General features: G+C 30.0%; 13 protein-coding genes. 6 read left to right on the top strand and 7 right to left on the bottom strand.

Going from position 1 to position 14309, the window contains the following annotated elements:
- Positions 1 to 43: 43 nt before the first annotated feature.
- The 5 genes from L8V88_RS06945 to L8V88_RS06925 all read left to right on the top strand — a co-directional run bounded on the left by L8V88_RS06945 (position 44) and on the right by L8V88_RS06925 (position 6063).
- The gene (locus L8V88_RS06945) at positions 44 to 622 is read left to right on the top strand and encodes a class II aldolase and adducin N-terminal domain-containing protein (RefSeq protein ID WP_263727346.1); all 579 of its coding nucleotides are present in this window, start codon (positions 44 to 46) and stop codon (positions 620 to 622) included.
- A gap of 82 nt (positions 623 to 704) precedes the next feature.
- The gene (locus L8V88_RS06940) at positions 705 to 2183 is read left to right on the top strand and encodes a peptidylprolyl isomerase (protein WP_263727345.1); all 1479 of its coding nucleotides are present in this window, start codon (positions 705 to 707) and stop codon (positions 2181 to 2183) included.
- Positions 2180 to 3559: a cell division protein FtsA gene (gene ftsA / locus L8V88_RS06935; RefSeq protein WP_263727344.1), complete on the top strand. Its 1380-nt coding sequence runs from the start codon at positions 2180 to 2182 to the stop codon at positions 3557 to 3559. The genes L8V88_RS06940 and ftsA overlap by 4 nt, the downstream gene beginning before the upstream one ends.
- 11 nt (positions 3560 to 3570) lie before the next feature.
- Entirely contained in the window at positions 3571 to 4677 is a 1107-nt protein-coding gene (gene ftsZ, locus L8V88_RS06930) for a cell division protein FtsZ (RefSeq protein WP_039626779.1), read from the top strand.
- Between the two features lie 21 nt (positions 4678 to 4698).
- Entirely contained in the window at positions 4699 to 6063 is a 1365-nt protein-coding gene (locus tag L8V88_RS06925; protein WP_263727343.1) for a nicotinate phosphoribosyltransferase, read from the top strand.
- Here the strand turns inward: L8V88_RS06925 and ispG are convergent.
- From ispG to L8V88_RS06895, 6 genes are all read right to left on the bottom strand, one after another.
- Positions 6060 to 7124, bottom strand: coding sequence for a flavodoxin-dependent (E)-4-hydroxy-3-methylbut-2-enyl-diphosphate synthase (ispG, locus tag L8V88_RS06920; RefSeq protein WP_412175307.1), 1065 nt, complete (start codon positions 7122 to 7124; stop codon positions 6060 to 6062). The genes L8V88_RS06925 and ispG overlap by 4 nt on opposite strands.
- A gap of 55 nt (positions 7125 to 7179) precedes the next feature.
- Positions 7180 to 8673: a C69 family dipeptidase gene (locus L8V88_RS06915; protein ID WP_263727342.1), complete on the bottom strand. Its 1494-nt coding sequence runs from the start codon at positions 8671 to 8673 to the stop codon at positions 7180 to 7182.
- Positions 8674 to 8793: 120 nt separating this feature from the next.
- On the bottom strand, positions 8794 to 10638 hold the full coding sequence (locus L8V88_RS06910; protein ID WP_263727341.1) for a primosomal protein N': 1845 nt from the start codon (positions 10636 to 10638) through the stop codon (positions 8794 to 8796).
- Positions 10635 to 11105 carry a type II secretion system protein gene (locus tag L8V88_RS06905; RefSeq protein ID WP_263727340.1) on the bottom strand — a complete coding sequence of 157 codons (471 nt, stop codon included), beginning with the start codon at positions 11103 to 11105 and terminating at the stop codon, positions 10635 to 10637. Before L8V88_RS06905 ends, L8V88_RS06910 begins: the two co-directional genes overlap by 4 nt.
- Positions 11106 to 11345 (bottom strand): hypothetical protein, encoded by a 240-nt coding sequence (locus tag L8V88_RS06900; protein WP_012661889.1) that lies wholly within the window; start codon positions 11343 to 11345, stop codon positions 11106 to 11108.
- Entirely contained in the window at positions 11332 to 11565 is a 234-nt protein-coding gene (locus L8V88_RS06895) for a hypothetical protein (RefSeq protein ID WP_012661890.1), read from the bottom strand. Before L8V88_RS06895 ends, L8V88_RS06900 begins: the two co-directional genes overlap by 14 nt.
- Positions 11566 to 11719: 154 nt before the next feature.
- Between L8V88_RS06895 and uvrB the strand changes: the two genes are divergently transcribed.
- Positions 11720 to 13693 carry an excinuclease ABC subunit UvrB gene (uvrB, locus tag L8V88_RS06890; protein ID WP_263727339.1) on the top strand — a complete coding sequence of 658 codons (1974 nt, stop codon included), beginning with the start codon at positions 11720 to 11722 and terminating at the stop codon, positions 13691 to 13693.
- Positions 13694 to 13710: 17 nt separating this feature from the next.
- On the opposite strand, the gene efp is transcribed toward uvrB, so the two are convergent.
- Positions 13711 to 14280 (bottom strand): elongation factor P, encoded by a 570-nt coding sequence (gene efp, locus L8V88_RS06885; RefSeq protein ID WP_039618934.1) that lies wholly within the window; start codon positions 14278 to 14280, stop codon positions 13711 to 13713.
- Between the last annotated feature and the right edge of the window lie 29 nt (positions 14281 to 14309).

The following is a 14309-nucleotide window of genomic DNA, read 5'->3' as shown; positions in this document are numbered from 1 at the left end:
TTTTTAGTATAATATCTTAGCAAAGTTTAAAACAAGGTTTTTAATGAATAAAGAAAATATTATTTCTCAAATTAAAATGCTTTCTACTTCAATGTTTAAAAAAAATTTTTTTGGGATTTGCCATGGTTCAGTTTCAGCAAAACTATCCCAAAGCTCTTTTATTATAAATAAAAATGACACTTTTTTAAATCAGCTAGATGAAAAAAATCTAAGCATTTTAAAATTTGCAAAAGACTATAGTTGGAATGAAGCTAGCAATGACTCTGAAATCCATAAAAGTATATATGAGAATATACCTGAAGCCAAATTTGTATGTTTTGCTTGCCCAGCTTATACCTTATCCATGAGTTTAAATCATGATTTTATAGCACCTCAGGATTATTTTGGTGAAATTTTTCTAGAAGAAATTCGAGTTTATAATCCTAAAAGTTATGAAGATTGGGAGGATAGATCACAAACTGAAATTTATCGTTATATGCTAGAACAAAAGCAAAATTTTGTCGTTGTAAAGGGTTATGGCATATTTGCTTATGGTAGAACAAGTTATGAATTAGGTAAAATTATAGATTTAATTGAAAATTCTTGCAAAATTATCCATTTAGCTGAAACAAATTTATCATAATCTATGTAAAATTAATTTTGTATTAATCACAAATTATCTATAATGTATGGTTTAATTTATTTAATTATGGATTGGGGTAAAAATGCTCACTTGGATGCAGCATCATAAAAAATATTTAGTTGTTACTATTTGGATTAGTGTTATTGCTTTTGTTGGAGCAGGTTTTGTTGGCTGGGGAAGTTATGATTTTAACACCGATAGATCTAATTCTGTTGCAAAAGTAGGCGATGAAAAAATAAGCTATGATGAGTTTAATCTCAAATATTCTCAATTATTTAGCTATTATTCTCAACTAAACAATGGCAATTACACACAAGAACAAGCACAAAAAGATGGCTTGGATACTCAAGCTATCAATGAACTTATACAAGAAAAATTACTACTTTCTTATGCTAAAACTTTGGGTTTAAATGTGAGCGAGGAAGAAATTGCTTATGATTTAGCACATCAAAAAATCTTTCATAATGCTTCAGGTGTTTTTGATAAAAATTTATACTACAATCTACTTGCAAGAAACAACTATACACCAAAAACTTATGAAAAAATCATTCATGATGAGTTGTTACTTAAAAAAATCAATGCTATTTTAAATTTACAAATCAAACCAAATGAGCTTGATATGTTTGGTGCAAGTTTTTTAATGCAAGATAGTTTAAAAGTCCAAGCTATAAAACTTGATAACAAAAATATAACAATTGATGAAAAAGAGTTAAAACAAACTTGGGAGAAAAATAAAGAACTCTATAAAACACAAAAAAGCTACGAACTTGCAACTTATTTTTTAAACCCTGATATAATCAAAGTTGATGATAAAGAAATCCAAGCTTACTATGAAGAAAATAAAAATGATTATAAAGATTTTGCAGGGAAAATTCTAAGTCTAGAACAAAGCAAAGATAAAGTGATAAAAGATTTAAAACTTTCTAAACTTAAACTTAAAGCCAATGAAAGCTATGTGGCTTTAAGAAAAAATGAGCTTAATTTTGATAAAAATATCACAATCAGCGATGCTGATATTTATTATCCTTTAGAAAATATACAAAAAGCTAAAGAAAATGATTTTATCAAACCTTTTAAATTTGAAAATGGCTATATGGTTGCAAAAGTTATAAAAATAAATCCTATACAAACTATGACTTTTGAGCAAGCTAAAAACGAAGTAAGTAAACTTTACATTAAAGAAAAAACTAAAGCCTTATTAGAAGAAAAAGCAAAACTTGCCCTAGATAATTTCCAAGGCATAGACATAGGAACTTATAGTCGCGACTCAGCTAAAAATGCAAAAGTAGGTGATATGATGAATGATACTGAATTTAGCGAGTTTTTAATGCATGTATTTGACTCAAACAAAGCTAAATCTTATGTATTGTTTGATGATAAAGCAATTGTTTATGAAATCACAAAACAAACTTTAGAAAATAAAAATAAAGAAGAAATTTATAAATTCATCATAGAGCAAAGTGCCAGACAAACTAAACAAGCTTTACTTAAGGAAGAATTATTAAAAAAACTTATAGAATTATATCCAATTCAACGCTATTATAAAGGAAATACAAATTGAATATTTTAGGAATTGATTTAGGCTCAATACAAACTTGCGCCATATTAGCACAAAAAAGCGAAGAAGGACTTAAAATCATTGGTTTTGGAAAGTCAAAATCAAATGGTATAAAAAAAGGAGCAATTACCAATATAGAACTTGCTTCAAAATCTATAGAAGAGGCAGTAGCCGATGCACAAATGATGTCAGGTGTGCATTATGATAAGGTAATTGTATCTATTTCAGGTGCTTATGCAAAAAGCGTAGATAGCATAGGTGTGGTTAATATACCAAATCATGAAATAGGTATTAAAGAAATTCACAGAGCAGTAAGCACAGCAAAACATACTGCAAATATACCTAGTGGATATGAAATCATTCATGTATTGCCTTATAATTTTAAAGTAAATGATCTTGAACATGTAGAAGATCCTTTAGGAATGAGCGGAAATCGCCTTGAAGTTTCTACACATATTGTAATCTCACAAGAAGTGCATATTAAAAATCTAAAAAAAGCCGTGGAGCTTGCTGATCTTAGAGTAGATAACATCGTTCTTTCAGGATATGCTTCTTCTATTGCATGTTTTGATGATAGTGAAAAAGAATTAGGTGCTATTTTAATCGATATGGGTGGAGCAGTTTGTGATATGGTCATTCATGCGGGTAATTCTATACGCTATAATGAATGCTTACAAATTGGTTCAGTAAATATCACTAATGATTTATCCATAGCTTTACATACCCCACCAAAAGAAGCGGAAAAACTAAAATTAAATTACGCATCTTTAGCACAAAATGAAAACTCGATCATACAAATTCCATACATGGGTGATGAAAAAAGAAAAAATGAAGTTTCAGTAGAAGTTATATCTAATGTAATTTATGCAAGAATTGAAGAAACTATTATTATTTTAGCTAAAATGCTAAGCGATAATGCTTGTGCAAATCAAGCAGGAGCAGGCATAGTATTAACAGGTGGAATGACAAAATTTGCAGGACTTGACAAACTTGCTTCAGCTTATTTTGATAATAAAGCTGTTAGAATAGCGACCGCAAAAAAAGATACTATGGATGGCTTTAAAGAAATTTTTGAAGATGCAGAAAATAGCTGCGCTATAGGTCTTTGTTTATATGGTGGTGGACATTTTACTCCTTATGAGTTAGACTCTAATGAGAAACTAAGATATAAAGGAGAACCTGAATTTATCAATAAACAGATTAAACAAAATCTCACCATAGAAGAGCACGAAAAAGAAAATAAAGATTTTGAAGAAATTTTCCAAGATCAAAAAGACTTTGAAGAGGAAAAAACAGAATTAGCAAAAGTTGAAACCAAAAAAGATAAAAAATCAGGTTTTATGCATAAATTTTGGAATAAACTAATAAACCAGTTCTAATAGGAGATACAATGAGCGAATATCTAGTAGAAGAAATGCAACACGCAAAAGGTGCAAAAATAAAAGTCATAGGCTGCGGTGGCGGTGGCGGTAATATGATAGATCATATGGTAAATATGGGCTTGCATGATCTTGATCTTATTTCAGCTAATACTGATGCACAAGCCATAGCTAAATCTTTAGCAAAAACTAGAATTCAACTAGGTGAGAAAAAAACCAAGGGTTTGGGTGCTGGAATGCAACCAGAAATTGGAGCAGAAAGCGCAAGAGAAAGTTTTGAAGAAGTAAAAGCTGCTTTAAGTCAAAGCGATATAGTGTTTATTTCAGCAGGTCTTGGTGGTGGAACTGGTACAGGTGCAGCTCCTGTTGTAGCACAAGCTGCTAAAGAAGTAGGTGCATTAACCGTTTCAGTTGTAACTATGCCTTTTGCATTTGAAGGAAAACAAAGAAAAAAATTAGCAGAAGCTGGCTTAGCTGAATTAAAAAAAGAAAGTGATTCTATCATTGTAATCCAAAATGAAAAACTTCTTAGTATACTTCCAAAAAAAGCAGGCATAAAAGAAGCATTTAAACTAGTTGATGATATCTTAGCTAGAGCTGTTAGAGGTATGGTTTCTATCCTTTTAGAAGATGGCGATATTAATGTTGACTTTGCTGATGTTAGAACTGTTATGAGCCACAGAGGTTTAGCGCTAATGGGCGTGGGTCATGGAGAAGGTGAAAATGCTATCATGGACGCATTATCAAGTGCTATAGAATCTCCATTATTAGATGGTATGACTATGAAAGGCGTTAAAGGCGTAATTATCCATTATAAAATTGGTCCTGAATGCTCATTGATAGAAATTTCACAAGCTACTCAAAGCATTAGCGATATAGCAGATGAAAATGCAAAAGTAATCTTTGGTGCAACTACTGATGAGAGTATGGGTGATCGTGTTGAAGTAACTATCATTGCTACAGGTTTTGAAGATAAAGCTGAAATAGAAAGTGCTAAAGAACAAGAAGAAAGTAAAAAAAATAGCTATATGAATTTGCGCAAAGCTAGCGGTGGATTTGATGAAGAAGTAATTTCTCAACTTGACGTTCCTGCTTTCTTGCGTCGCCAAATGGATTAATTTTTTAGTAAAAATCCTTATATGAATTCTTCATTATTATGTGATTTTTACGAACTAAGTATGGCTTATGCTTATTTTAAACAAAATATGCATAAGCAGATTGTTTATTTTGAAGTTTTTTTTAGAAAAGCTCCCGATAATGCTTCTTATGCTGTTTTTTGTGGATTAGAACAAATCATAAATTATATTAATCATTTTTCTTTCTCTCAAAGCGATATAGAATTTTTAAAAAATACTCACAAATTTGATGATGATTTTTTAAATTACCTTTTAACCTTAAAATTTAGCGGGGATATACTAAGTGTTAAAGAAGGTGAATGTGTTTTTGCCAACACACCACTAATGATCATCAAAGCGCCTATAATAGAGGCTTTATTATTAGAAACTTTCATACTTTTAACCCTAAATCATCAATGTCTAATTGCCACTAAAGCTAGCAGAATTACTCAAATTGCAAAAGAAAAATTACTCTTAGAATTTGGCTCTCGTAGAGCCCATGGAGAAAGTGCAGCTTTAAATGGAGCTAGAGCTGCTTTTATAGGTGGTTTTCATGCAAGTGCTTGTACTTTAGCTGGGAAAAAATTTAATATTCCTATTAGCGGAACCATGTCTCATGCTTGGGTACAAATGTTTGATGATGAGCTAAGTGCTTTTAGAGCATATTGTCAAATTTATAAAGATAATATAAGTCTTTTGATTGATACTTATGATTATAAAAAAGGTATTGAAAATGCTATTTTAGTTTTTAATGAGTTAAATGCGCAAAATTCTATGCAAAATTATTCCATCCGTATTGACTCAGGAGATTTGCTGAAAATCTCTAAATATATTAGAAAAAAACTAGATCTTGCTAACTTAAAAAAATGCAAAATCATAGCTAGTAATGCTTTAGATGAGTTTTTCATAGAAAAATTACTAAAAAACAAAGCTCCAATCGATGCTTTTGGTATTGGAGAAAAACTTATTACTTCAGCAAGCTCGCCTATTTTTGGAGCTGTTTATAAGCTTGTTGCATTAGAAAAAAACAATCAAATCATCCCTAAAATAAAAATCAGCGCAAGCTCAAGCAAAACAACCTTGCCACATTTTAAAAAACTTATAAGGTATTATAAAGAAAATAAAGCAAGTTTTGATATTTTATATACACATGATGAAAGTATTAAAAATTACCAAGGTTATACATATAAAAATTTACATGAGCTTATTTTTAAAGATGGAAAATTAATCTATGAGCTTCCTAACTTGAAAAATATTCAAGAGTATCATAAAAAAAGTGTTGGTAGTTTGGATTTTAAACTAAAAAAACTTCAAAATCCAAGTATTTATAAAGTAAAAATTTCTAAAAAATTACAAAATATGCAAAAAACTTACTTAGAAAAAAATTAATCTTTTTCTCTAAGTTTTACCTCATCTTCTACTTCAAGTAAAAATCTATCCACAAGTTCATCTTCTTTTAATTTTGCTACCACTTCGCCATGTCTTATAACTAAGCCTTGATTTTTTCCAAAAGCAATCGCCACATCAGCACCCTTAGCCTCACCCAAGGCATTTACAACACAACCCATAACACTTATATTTAATGGTTCTTTTATATGTTTGGTTTTTTCTTCTACTATTTTAATCGCTTTAATCAAATCACTTTGAATTCTTCCACAAGTTGGGCATGAGATGATATTTACTCCACTTTTTTGCACTCCACTATCTTGCAAAATCGCTCTTGCTACTTTAATCTCTTCTTCAAGTTCCCCTGTCATAGAAACTCTCATTGTATCGCCTATACCTTTTAAAAGTAAATTTCCTAAGGCAATCGAGCTTTTAACCGTGCTATGAAATTTAGTTCCTGCTTCAGTAACTCCTAAATGAAACGGATAATCACAAAGTGGTCTTAGAGCTTCATAAGCTTTTATGGTATTTTGCACATCTGAAGTTTTCATAGAAATTTTAATATCAAAAAAGTCTAAATCTTCTAGTAATTTTATATTATACAAAGCACTCTCGAGCATAGCTTCTATATTATAACCATATTTATCGCTAAATTGTTTTTCTATAGAACCATGATTTACCCCTATTCTAATAGGAATTTTTCTTTGCTTACAAGCTTGCACCACTTCTTTGATATTTTCTTTTGAGCCTATATTTCCTGGATTAATTCTCACCCCATCGATAAATTCAGCGCAAAAGACTGCTAGCTTGTGATTAAAATGTACATCCACTATTAAAGGCAAGGGGCTTTTTGCTTTGATTTCTTTTAAAGCTCTTGCATCTGCCATATCCAAACAGGCCAAACGCACTATATTTGCGCCAGCAAAATAAAGTCTGTTAAGTTGCTCTAAACAACCTTCAATATCTCTTGTTTTAGTAAAAAGCATAGATTGCACTGAAATAGGAGCATCACCACCTATTAGAACATCACCTACTTTTATTTGTCTTGTTTTATATCTTGTCATTAAAATCACTCTAAAATTATTTTAGAGTATTATAGCCCAAAAATGGGCTATATCATTAATCTTTTTTATTTTTATTAAGAGATTTGTATTTTATATCTGTATCTCTTGTTAAAAGAGTAAAAATTTGATTTGTTAAATCTTGAGTAAGTTTTTTAGCTTCCTTTTGATTTTGTAGTGAAAAATCAACTAAAATTTGCTTTGCTTTATTCTTATCTTTTTGATAAAAACTTAAATATTCTTTTTCCATAGCTTCTTGTTTTAAAGATGTATCTTTTTCAAATTTAGCATAAGCATTTTTTACAATAGGAGCATACTTATTATAATCACTCATTACAAGAGTTTGCAACTTGCGATAAATCCAATAAATTGATTCATCATCAGCTTCATTTGTTCCTTGTTGATATCCTGCAATAAACTCATCATTACCAAAATAATAAGGCAAATACACACTCAAATCAGCCATTCCTATTGCGACATAATTTAACCTACCTATTTCTTTAGGAAGCCACGGTCTAACTTGCATGATGTGAGATTCATAAGTTCTAAACACACTCACAACACGGTAAATGTTTTCATTTTCATTGAAATTTGTATATGGATCATATTTTGTTCCATCATAGTGTGATCTCAAAGCTTTTTTTAAATCATCCACACTAAGTTTTTGCTCAGGTTGTAAAAACACATTAAAATTAGCACCATTTTTTACATCTTGATTTAAAGATGGATTAAACATTTTTTGTATCCACCAAACTCTAGGATAATTATAAGTTAAATCTCTATCATCATTTCTTGTATAAACTTTAAAAAAATCAAAATCCTTATCTACTTTAGGATTATACGCTTTATGAATGACGGCAAAATTTATTAAATTTTTAGAATGCAAGGTATTTTCATCGTTAAATTTTAATTGCTTCAACCTACCCTGGTTTGCGCTAACAAAATACGAATTATTAGGAATTTTTACAGCCATCCACTGATGTGCTGTAGCACTTTCTAAATACCAAATTTCTTTAGAATCCACAAAAGCTACTCCAAAGCCCTCAGCAGCTCCTTGCTTTTCTATAATATCACCCAATAACAAAACACCTTCTTTTGCGCTTTTAATTCTTGGAAGCAAAACATCTAAAATATCATCTTCACTAATACCATTTTTCTCATTATAAGGATCAAATTTTAAAAGTTCATCTTTTGCATAAATTGATTCAGTAGCACTTATCCCAACACCCTTTTCATTAAAACCAGTAGCACCATGTAATTTACTTTGCCAATTAGCTATAGTGCTATATTGAAAAGATTTAGCAGGTAAAGGGTAGGTAAAATCATTCATTCCTTGATGTGCCTTAGTGCTATAAATACCTTTTTGATTTTCAACTCTTGGATGGATTAAAAAAACCTGTGCTTTATCTGCTTTACTATCAGCACTTCTTGCAACTAGCATAGAGCCATCTTTACTTGCTTCATTTGGCACTAAAATAGTAGTGCAAGCCAAAGCATTATTAAGCAAAGCACCAAAAAGTACACAACTTGTAAGAAAACTAAACTTTTTCATTTTCTCTCCTTTAAATTTAAGAAATTAAAAAAGTATATTCTTATCAAAATAAATTTAAAATTAAAAATAAAATATTGTTTTTATTATAAAATAATAATTATTTATAAATAAATATATTTTTTAAGAAAAATCAACCGGATCTATATCGCAAGTAATATTTTTAAAATTTAAAACAAAATGCTCAAATTTTACAAGTTCTTGATGAGTATTAGCACGCAATAATACATAAAAACGCCATTTTTTATTTAGCATTTCAATGCCACAAGCACCATGGCCTACTAATTGCACTTGTTTTAATTCTTGAACTTTATTAGCTATAAATTCACACAAATTTAAAGCTTTGTTTTTATCCTCATCCTCAACAATTAGCCTTAAAAGTCTTTTAAATGGGGGATAAAGCTCACTTCTAGCATTTAATTCATCTTTTAAAAAACTATCATAATCTTGTATATATTTTTCAAAAAAAGATCTATTTTTGGTTTGTAAAAGCACCCTACCCTCGCCCTTTCGACCTGCACGACCTGCTACTTGCATAGCAAGAGCCAAAGTCTCTTCTAAGGCTTTAAAATTAGGTCTAAATAAGTACTCATCAAGACCCAAAATCACACTCAAATCCACGTTGTGATAATCATGTCCTTTAGCAAGCATGGAAGTACCTACTAAAATATCAATTTTTTCTTGGTTAAAATCTTTTAAAATCATATCAAGCTTTTTTACACTGCTAATCTCATCACTATCAAATCTTTTTATGATAGGATTAAACTCAGCTAATTCTTTTTCTAAAAGCTCACAAAGCTCTGCTGTGCCCATTTTTTTAGCTTCAAGCATAACTCCATTGCAAGTTGGGCAGGTTTGATCGATTTCTTTAGTGAAATTACAATAGTGACATTTTAATGCATTTTTATTTTTGTGCAAACTCAAAGCAATAGAACAAAAAGGGCATTTAATAGTATTAGCGCATTCTTTACATAAAATTTGTCTAAAATTTGCCCTTGTAGGTAAAAATACCACGGCTTGCTTTTTATTTCTTAAGCTAATTTTTAATTCTAAAAGCAATTTTGATGAAACACTAAGCTCACTCTCATCGTATAAAAACTGCTTTTTGCTTTCAAAGAAAGTTCCTTTAAGTCTAAAACAAGGATGTTTATAAAAACTTACAACACTTGGAGTAGCAGAACCTAAAAGAACTTTTATATGCATTTTTTTTGCTATAAATAAAGCCAAATCTCTTGCATTGATTTTTGGATTATTAGAAGCTTTATAAGAATTATCATGCTCCTCATCAATAATAATCAAACCTAAATTCTCAAAAGGCAAAAACAAAGCCGACCTAGCTCCCACCACTAAAAGAGCTTTTGAATTTGCTAAATCTTGCAAACATTCTTGCTTTTTTTTCTTAGTAATTTTAGAATGCCACAAGAAAAAATGCTCGCCAAAATATACTTTTAATCTTTTTTGCATTTGTGGAGTTAGAGCGATTTCTGGCATTAAAAGCAAAACCTGCTTTCCTTGCTCTAGATATTCTTTTATCAAGCTAATATAAATTTCAGTTTTACCACTTCCTGTATCACCAAATAGCAAACTAGTTTGTTTGGTTTTTATAAATTCCAAAGCCTCTTGCTGGTTTTTACTTAAACTAGGTGTTTTTTCTATATGAATTTTTTCATTTTTATACTCTTTAATGCTTTCAAACATACCTAAAACAAAAGCTATTTTACTAGCATAATAATAAGCAATAAATTGAGCAAGTTCGTATTGATATTGCGTTAGTTTAAAACCTGTTTTTTCCTTTATGGCTTGGGTTTTAAAATCAGGCTTTGAACATTTTTGTAAAATTATAGCTTTGAGATTTTTTTTCCTTGCAAGATCAACTATTACCTCATCTAAAATTTCAAATTCTTCTTCACATTCATAAGTTAAGGTATCTAAATAATATCCTTTAATAGCAAGTTGATAAAAATTCAAAACCCATAATCCTTACAATTTAAACTCACACATTCTAAAAAAACTTTTTCACTATTATAAGAAAAATCTATGTAATTTTTAGAATTTATAAAAAATCTATATTGAGTATTTGCTATTTTCATCCACGATTTTTTAGATGAAATGATTGGTTTTTCTAAAACGCTGTAAGTGCATTGTTTCGTATTTTTATAATTTTGAGAATTAGAACATACAAATAATTTTTGATTTTCACTATTTATCAAAGCTTCATCTAAAATTGCTAGAAAATCCTTACTTTCTTTAAATAAAAACTGATTTCTAAGTAAAGACAAAGAAGCATTGATAAGTTCTACCTCACTTTTTACTTGAATGAGTTTAGCATCGTTTTTTCCAAAAGAAAAATACGGATAAGCAATTACGCTAAGAATAGCAATAATCATCATACAAAAAATAAGCTCTATCAAAGTAAAAGCTTTTTTTGTTTGCATTTATTTTATTTCTTCATCGATAGTATTGATAAGTTTATTGAGTTCTTTTTTTAAGATATAGTTTTCGTAGCTAAGTTTTACAAAAGCATTAATGAAATTTGCAAGCTCTATCTTGCCTGTACCTCCAGAAATTAAAGCAATTTCATCTTCAAGATGATTTGCAAATTCATTACTGCATGTTACAACAAAGTCTTTTGCATAGACATTAATTGTAACTTTTCTTTGGTTATTGTTTGCCAAGAACTGCCTCTATTTTTTTGATCACATCTTCGCTTTCAATATTTTTATTTTTAAGCTCTTCTTCTAAACGTGCGATTTGATTGTTTTTAGCTTCATTTTGTGCTTTTACACTTACTAATTCATTTCTTAAATTTTCATTGATTTCACATACTTCATTATATTTAGCCAAAAGCTCATTTACTTTATCTGTCATTGTGTTGATTATTCTTTCATCATACATATTTTCTTGCCTTTATTGATTTTATATTTAGAGTATTTTAAACACATAATTGTAACAAAAAAAAATTTAATTTTGCATAGCTTTTTGTTTTAAAATTTAAATTTTTACAAAAAATTTTGTGTAAAATTAGCAAAAATACAAGTTAGGAAAATTTATGTTTGAACTTACTAGTGATTTTAAGCCAAGTCCTGATCAAAAACAAGCCATTGATGGTATAGTAAAAAGCATTAAAGCAGGTAATAAATACCAAACCTTGCTAGGTGTTACAGGCAGTGGAAAAACTTTCACTATGGCAAATATCATTAAAAACTTAAACATGCCCACTCTTATCATGAGTCACAATAAAAGCTTATGCGCGCAACTTTATAGTGAATTTAAAGGCTTTTTTGCAAATAATCACGTGGAGTATTTTATAAGCTATTATGATTATTATCAGCCAGAAGCTTATATACCAAGAACGGATGTGTTTATAGAAAAAGATAGTTCCACTAATGAAGACTTAGAAAGATTAAGACTAAGCGCAAGTGCTTCGCTTTTAAGTTATGATGATGTTATTTGTATAGCTAGTGTTTCGGCAAATTATGGCTTGGGAAATCCAAGTGAGTATGTGGGTATGGTTTTAATTTTAGAACTAAATATGCAAATTTCACAAAAAGAACTTTTAAAAAAACTTGTAGATATGGGCTATAAACGCAATGATAATTTCTTTGATAGGGCTGATTTTAGAGTAAATGGAGATATAGTAGACATATATCCAGCTTATTATGAAGATGAAGCTATTAGACTTGAGTTTTTTGGCGATGAGCTTGAGGCGATGTATCATTATAATGTCTTAGAAAATAAAAAAGGTAAAGATTTAAAAAAATTCATACTTTACCCAACTAGTCAATTTAGCGTAGGTGAGGCTAGGCTTAAAGAGGCTATAAAAGGTATAAAAGCTGAATTAAATGAACGCCTTGCTTATTTTGAAAATGAAAATAAACTCGTAGAAGCACAAAGGTTAAAACAAAGAGTAGAATTTGACCTTGAAATGCTTCAAAGCACTGGAATGTGCAAAGGAGTTGAAAATTATGCTTTGCATTTAACAGGGCTTAAAAGCGGTGATACACCTTATACGCTTTTTGATTATTTTGCTATTAAAAACCAAGACTTTTTAGTCATTGTAGATGAATCTCATGTATCTTTACCACAATTTCGTGGGATGTTTGCAGGGGATAGAAGTAGAAAGCAAACTTTGGTTGATTATGGTTTTCGCTTGCCAAGTGCCTTAGATAATAGACCTTTGATGTTTGATGAATTTATTAATAAAAATTGTAAATTTTTATTTGTTTCAGCCACACCTGCACCTTTAGAACTAGAATTAAGCAAAGAAAATATTTTTTATCAAATCATGCGTCCAACAGGGCTTTTAGATCCTAAAATAGAAATCAAAGATAGTGAAAATCAAGTAGAAATTTTATACGATGAAGCTAAAAAAGTTATAGAGCGTAATGAAAGAGTTTTAATAACTGTTTTAACTAAAAAAATGGCCGAAGAGCTTAGTAAATACTACTTAGAACTTGGCTTAAAAGTAAAATACATGCATTCAGAAATTGACGCAATAGAGCGTAATGAAATCATCCGTGGTTTAAGAAGTGGTGCTTTTGATATTTTAATCGGGATTAATCTTTTAAGAGAAGGACTTGATTTGCCTGAAGTTTCTCTTATAGCGATTATGGATGCAGATAAAGAAGGCTTTTTAAGAAGTACCACTGCACTCATTCAAACGATGGGGCGTGCTGCTAGAAATGTTAATGGGAAAGTTTTACTTTTTGCCAAAAAAATCACAAAATCTATGCAAGAAGCTATCGATACTACTAATAAAAGAAGGGTTTTACAAGAAGCTTATAATAAAAAGCACAACATCACACCAACCTCAGTAAAAAGAAATATAGAAGAAAGTTTAAAACATGAACTTGAGCAAGGAGAAATTTATCGTAAAGGCAAAGAACTTGAAAAAATGCCTGCAAAAGAACGCGCCAAAATAGTAAAAGAATTAAGAAAACAAATGTTAGAAGCTGCTAAAAATCTTGAATTTGAAAAAGCAGCAATGCTTAGAGATGAGATTAATAAATTAAGAACTTTATAATCCCTTAAAACAAGGGATTATTTATTTGCTCTTTCTATATACTCTCCACGCACAGTATCAACGCGAATCACTTCCCCTTCTAGCACATGGAAAGGAATTTGCACCACTGCACCTGTTTCTAAAGTAGCTGGTTTTTTGTTTGAACCTTGAGTATCACCTTTGAAATTTGGTGCTGTTTCGATAATTTTAAGCTCCATTACTTGAGGCACTTCCACACCAATTGCTTTTCCATTGTGGAATAAAACATCCACCATGGTTCCATCAAGCATCCATTTTTTAGCTTCACCCACATCTTCATCACTAATTGCAACTTGCTCATAAGTTTGAGTATCCATAAATTGACAATTTTCACCATCATCATATAGATATTGCATTTGTTTTTCTTCTAAATTTGGAGATTCACATTTATCTCCTGCATGGAAAGTTTTTTCTAAAACCTTACCATCGATAAAAGATTTAATTTTAATACGTACAAAAGCAGGACCTTTTCCTGGTTTTACATGTTGATATTCTACGATTTTAAAAGGAATACCATCAATTTCTATTTTTAAACCTTTTTTTAAATCTCCCATTCCATAAGAAGCCATATATTTTCCTTAATTTTAAAATTAAAAAA

Origin of the sequence: Campylobacter sp. IFREMER_LSEM_CL2101 (assembly GCF_025771825.1) — a bacterium.
Lineage (GTDB): Bacteria > Campylobacterota > Campylobacteria > Campylobacterales > Campylobacteraceae > Campylobacter_D > Campylobacter_D lari_C.
The sequence above is the reverse complement of the archived record's forward strand: the minus strand, read 5'-3'. Positions and strand labels throughout refer to the sequence as shown.

Excerpts from the sequence above, each read along its gene's own strand:
- ispG (WP_412175307.1), bottom strand. The coding sequence starts at position 7,124 with ATGACAAGATATAAAACAAGACAAATAAAAGTAGGTGATGTTCTAATA.
- L8V88_RS06940 (WP_263727345.1), top strand. The coding sequence starts at position 705 with ATGCTCACTTGGATGCAGCATCATAAAAAATATTTAGTTGTTACTATT.
- L8V88_RS06895 (WP_012661890.1), bottom strand. The coding sequence starts at position 11,565 with ATGTATGATGAAAGAATAATCAACACAATGACAGATAAAGTAAATGAG.
- efp (WP_039618934.1), bottom strand. The coding sequence starts at position 14,280 with ATGGCTTCTTATGGAATGGGAGATTTAAAAAAAGGTTTAAAAATAGAA.
- L8V88_RS06905 (WP_263727340.1), bottom strand. The coding sequence starts at position 11,105 with ATGCAAACAAAAAAAGCTTTTACTTTGATAGAGCTTATTTTTTGTATG.
- ftsZ (WP_039626779.1), top strand. The coding sequence starts at position 3,571 with ATGAGCGAATATCTAGTAGAAGAAATGCAACACGCAAAAGGTGCAAAA.
- uvrB (WP_263727339.1), top strand. The coding sequence starts at position 11,720 with ATGTTTGAACTTACTAGTGATTTTAAGCCAAGTCCTGATCAAAAACAA.
- L8V88_RS06945 (WP_263727346.1), top strand. The coding sequence starts at position 44 with ATGAATAAAGAAAATATTATTTCTCAAATTAAAATGCTTTCTACTTCA.
- L8V88_RS06915 (WP_263727342.1), bottom strand. The coding sequence starts at position 8,673 with ATGAAAAAGTTTAGTTTTCTTACAAGTTGTGTACTTTTTGGTGCTTTG.
- L8V88_RS06925 (WP_263727343.1), top strand. The coding sequence starts at position 4,699 with ATGAATTCTTCATTATTATGTGATTTTTACGAACTAAGTATGGCTTAT.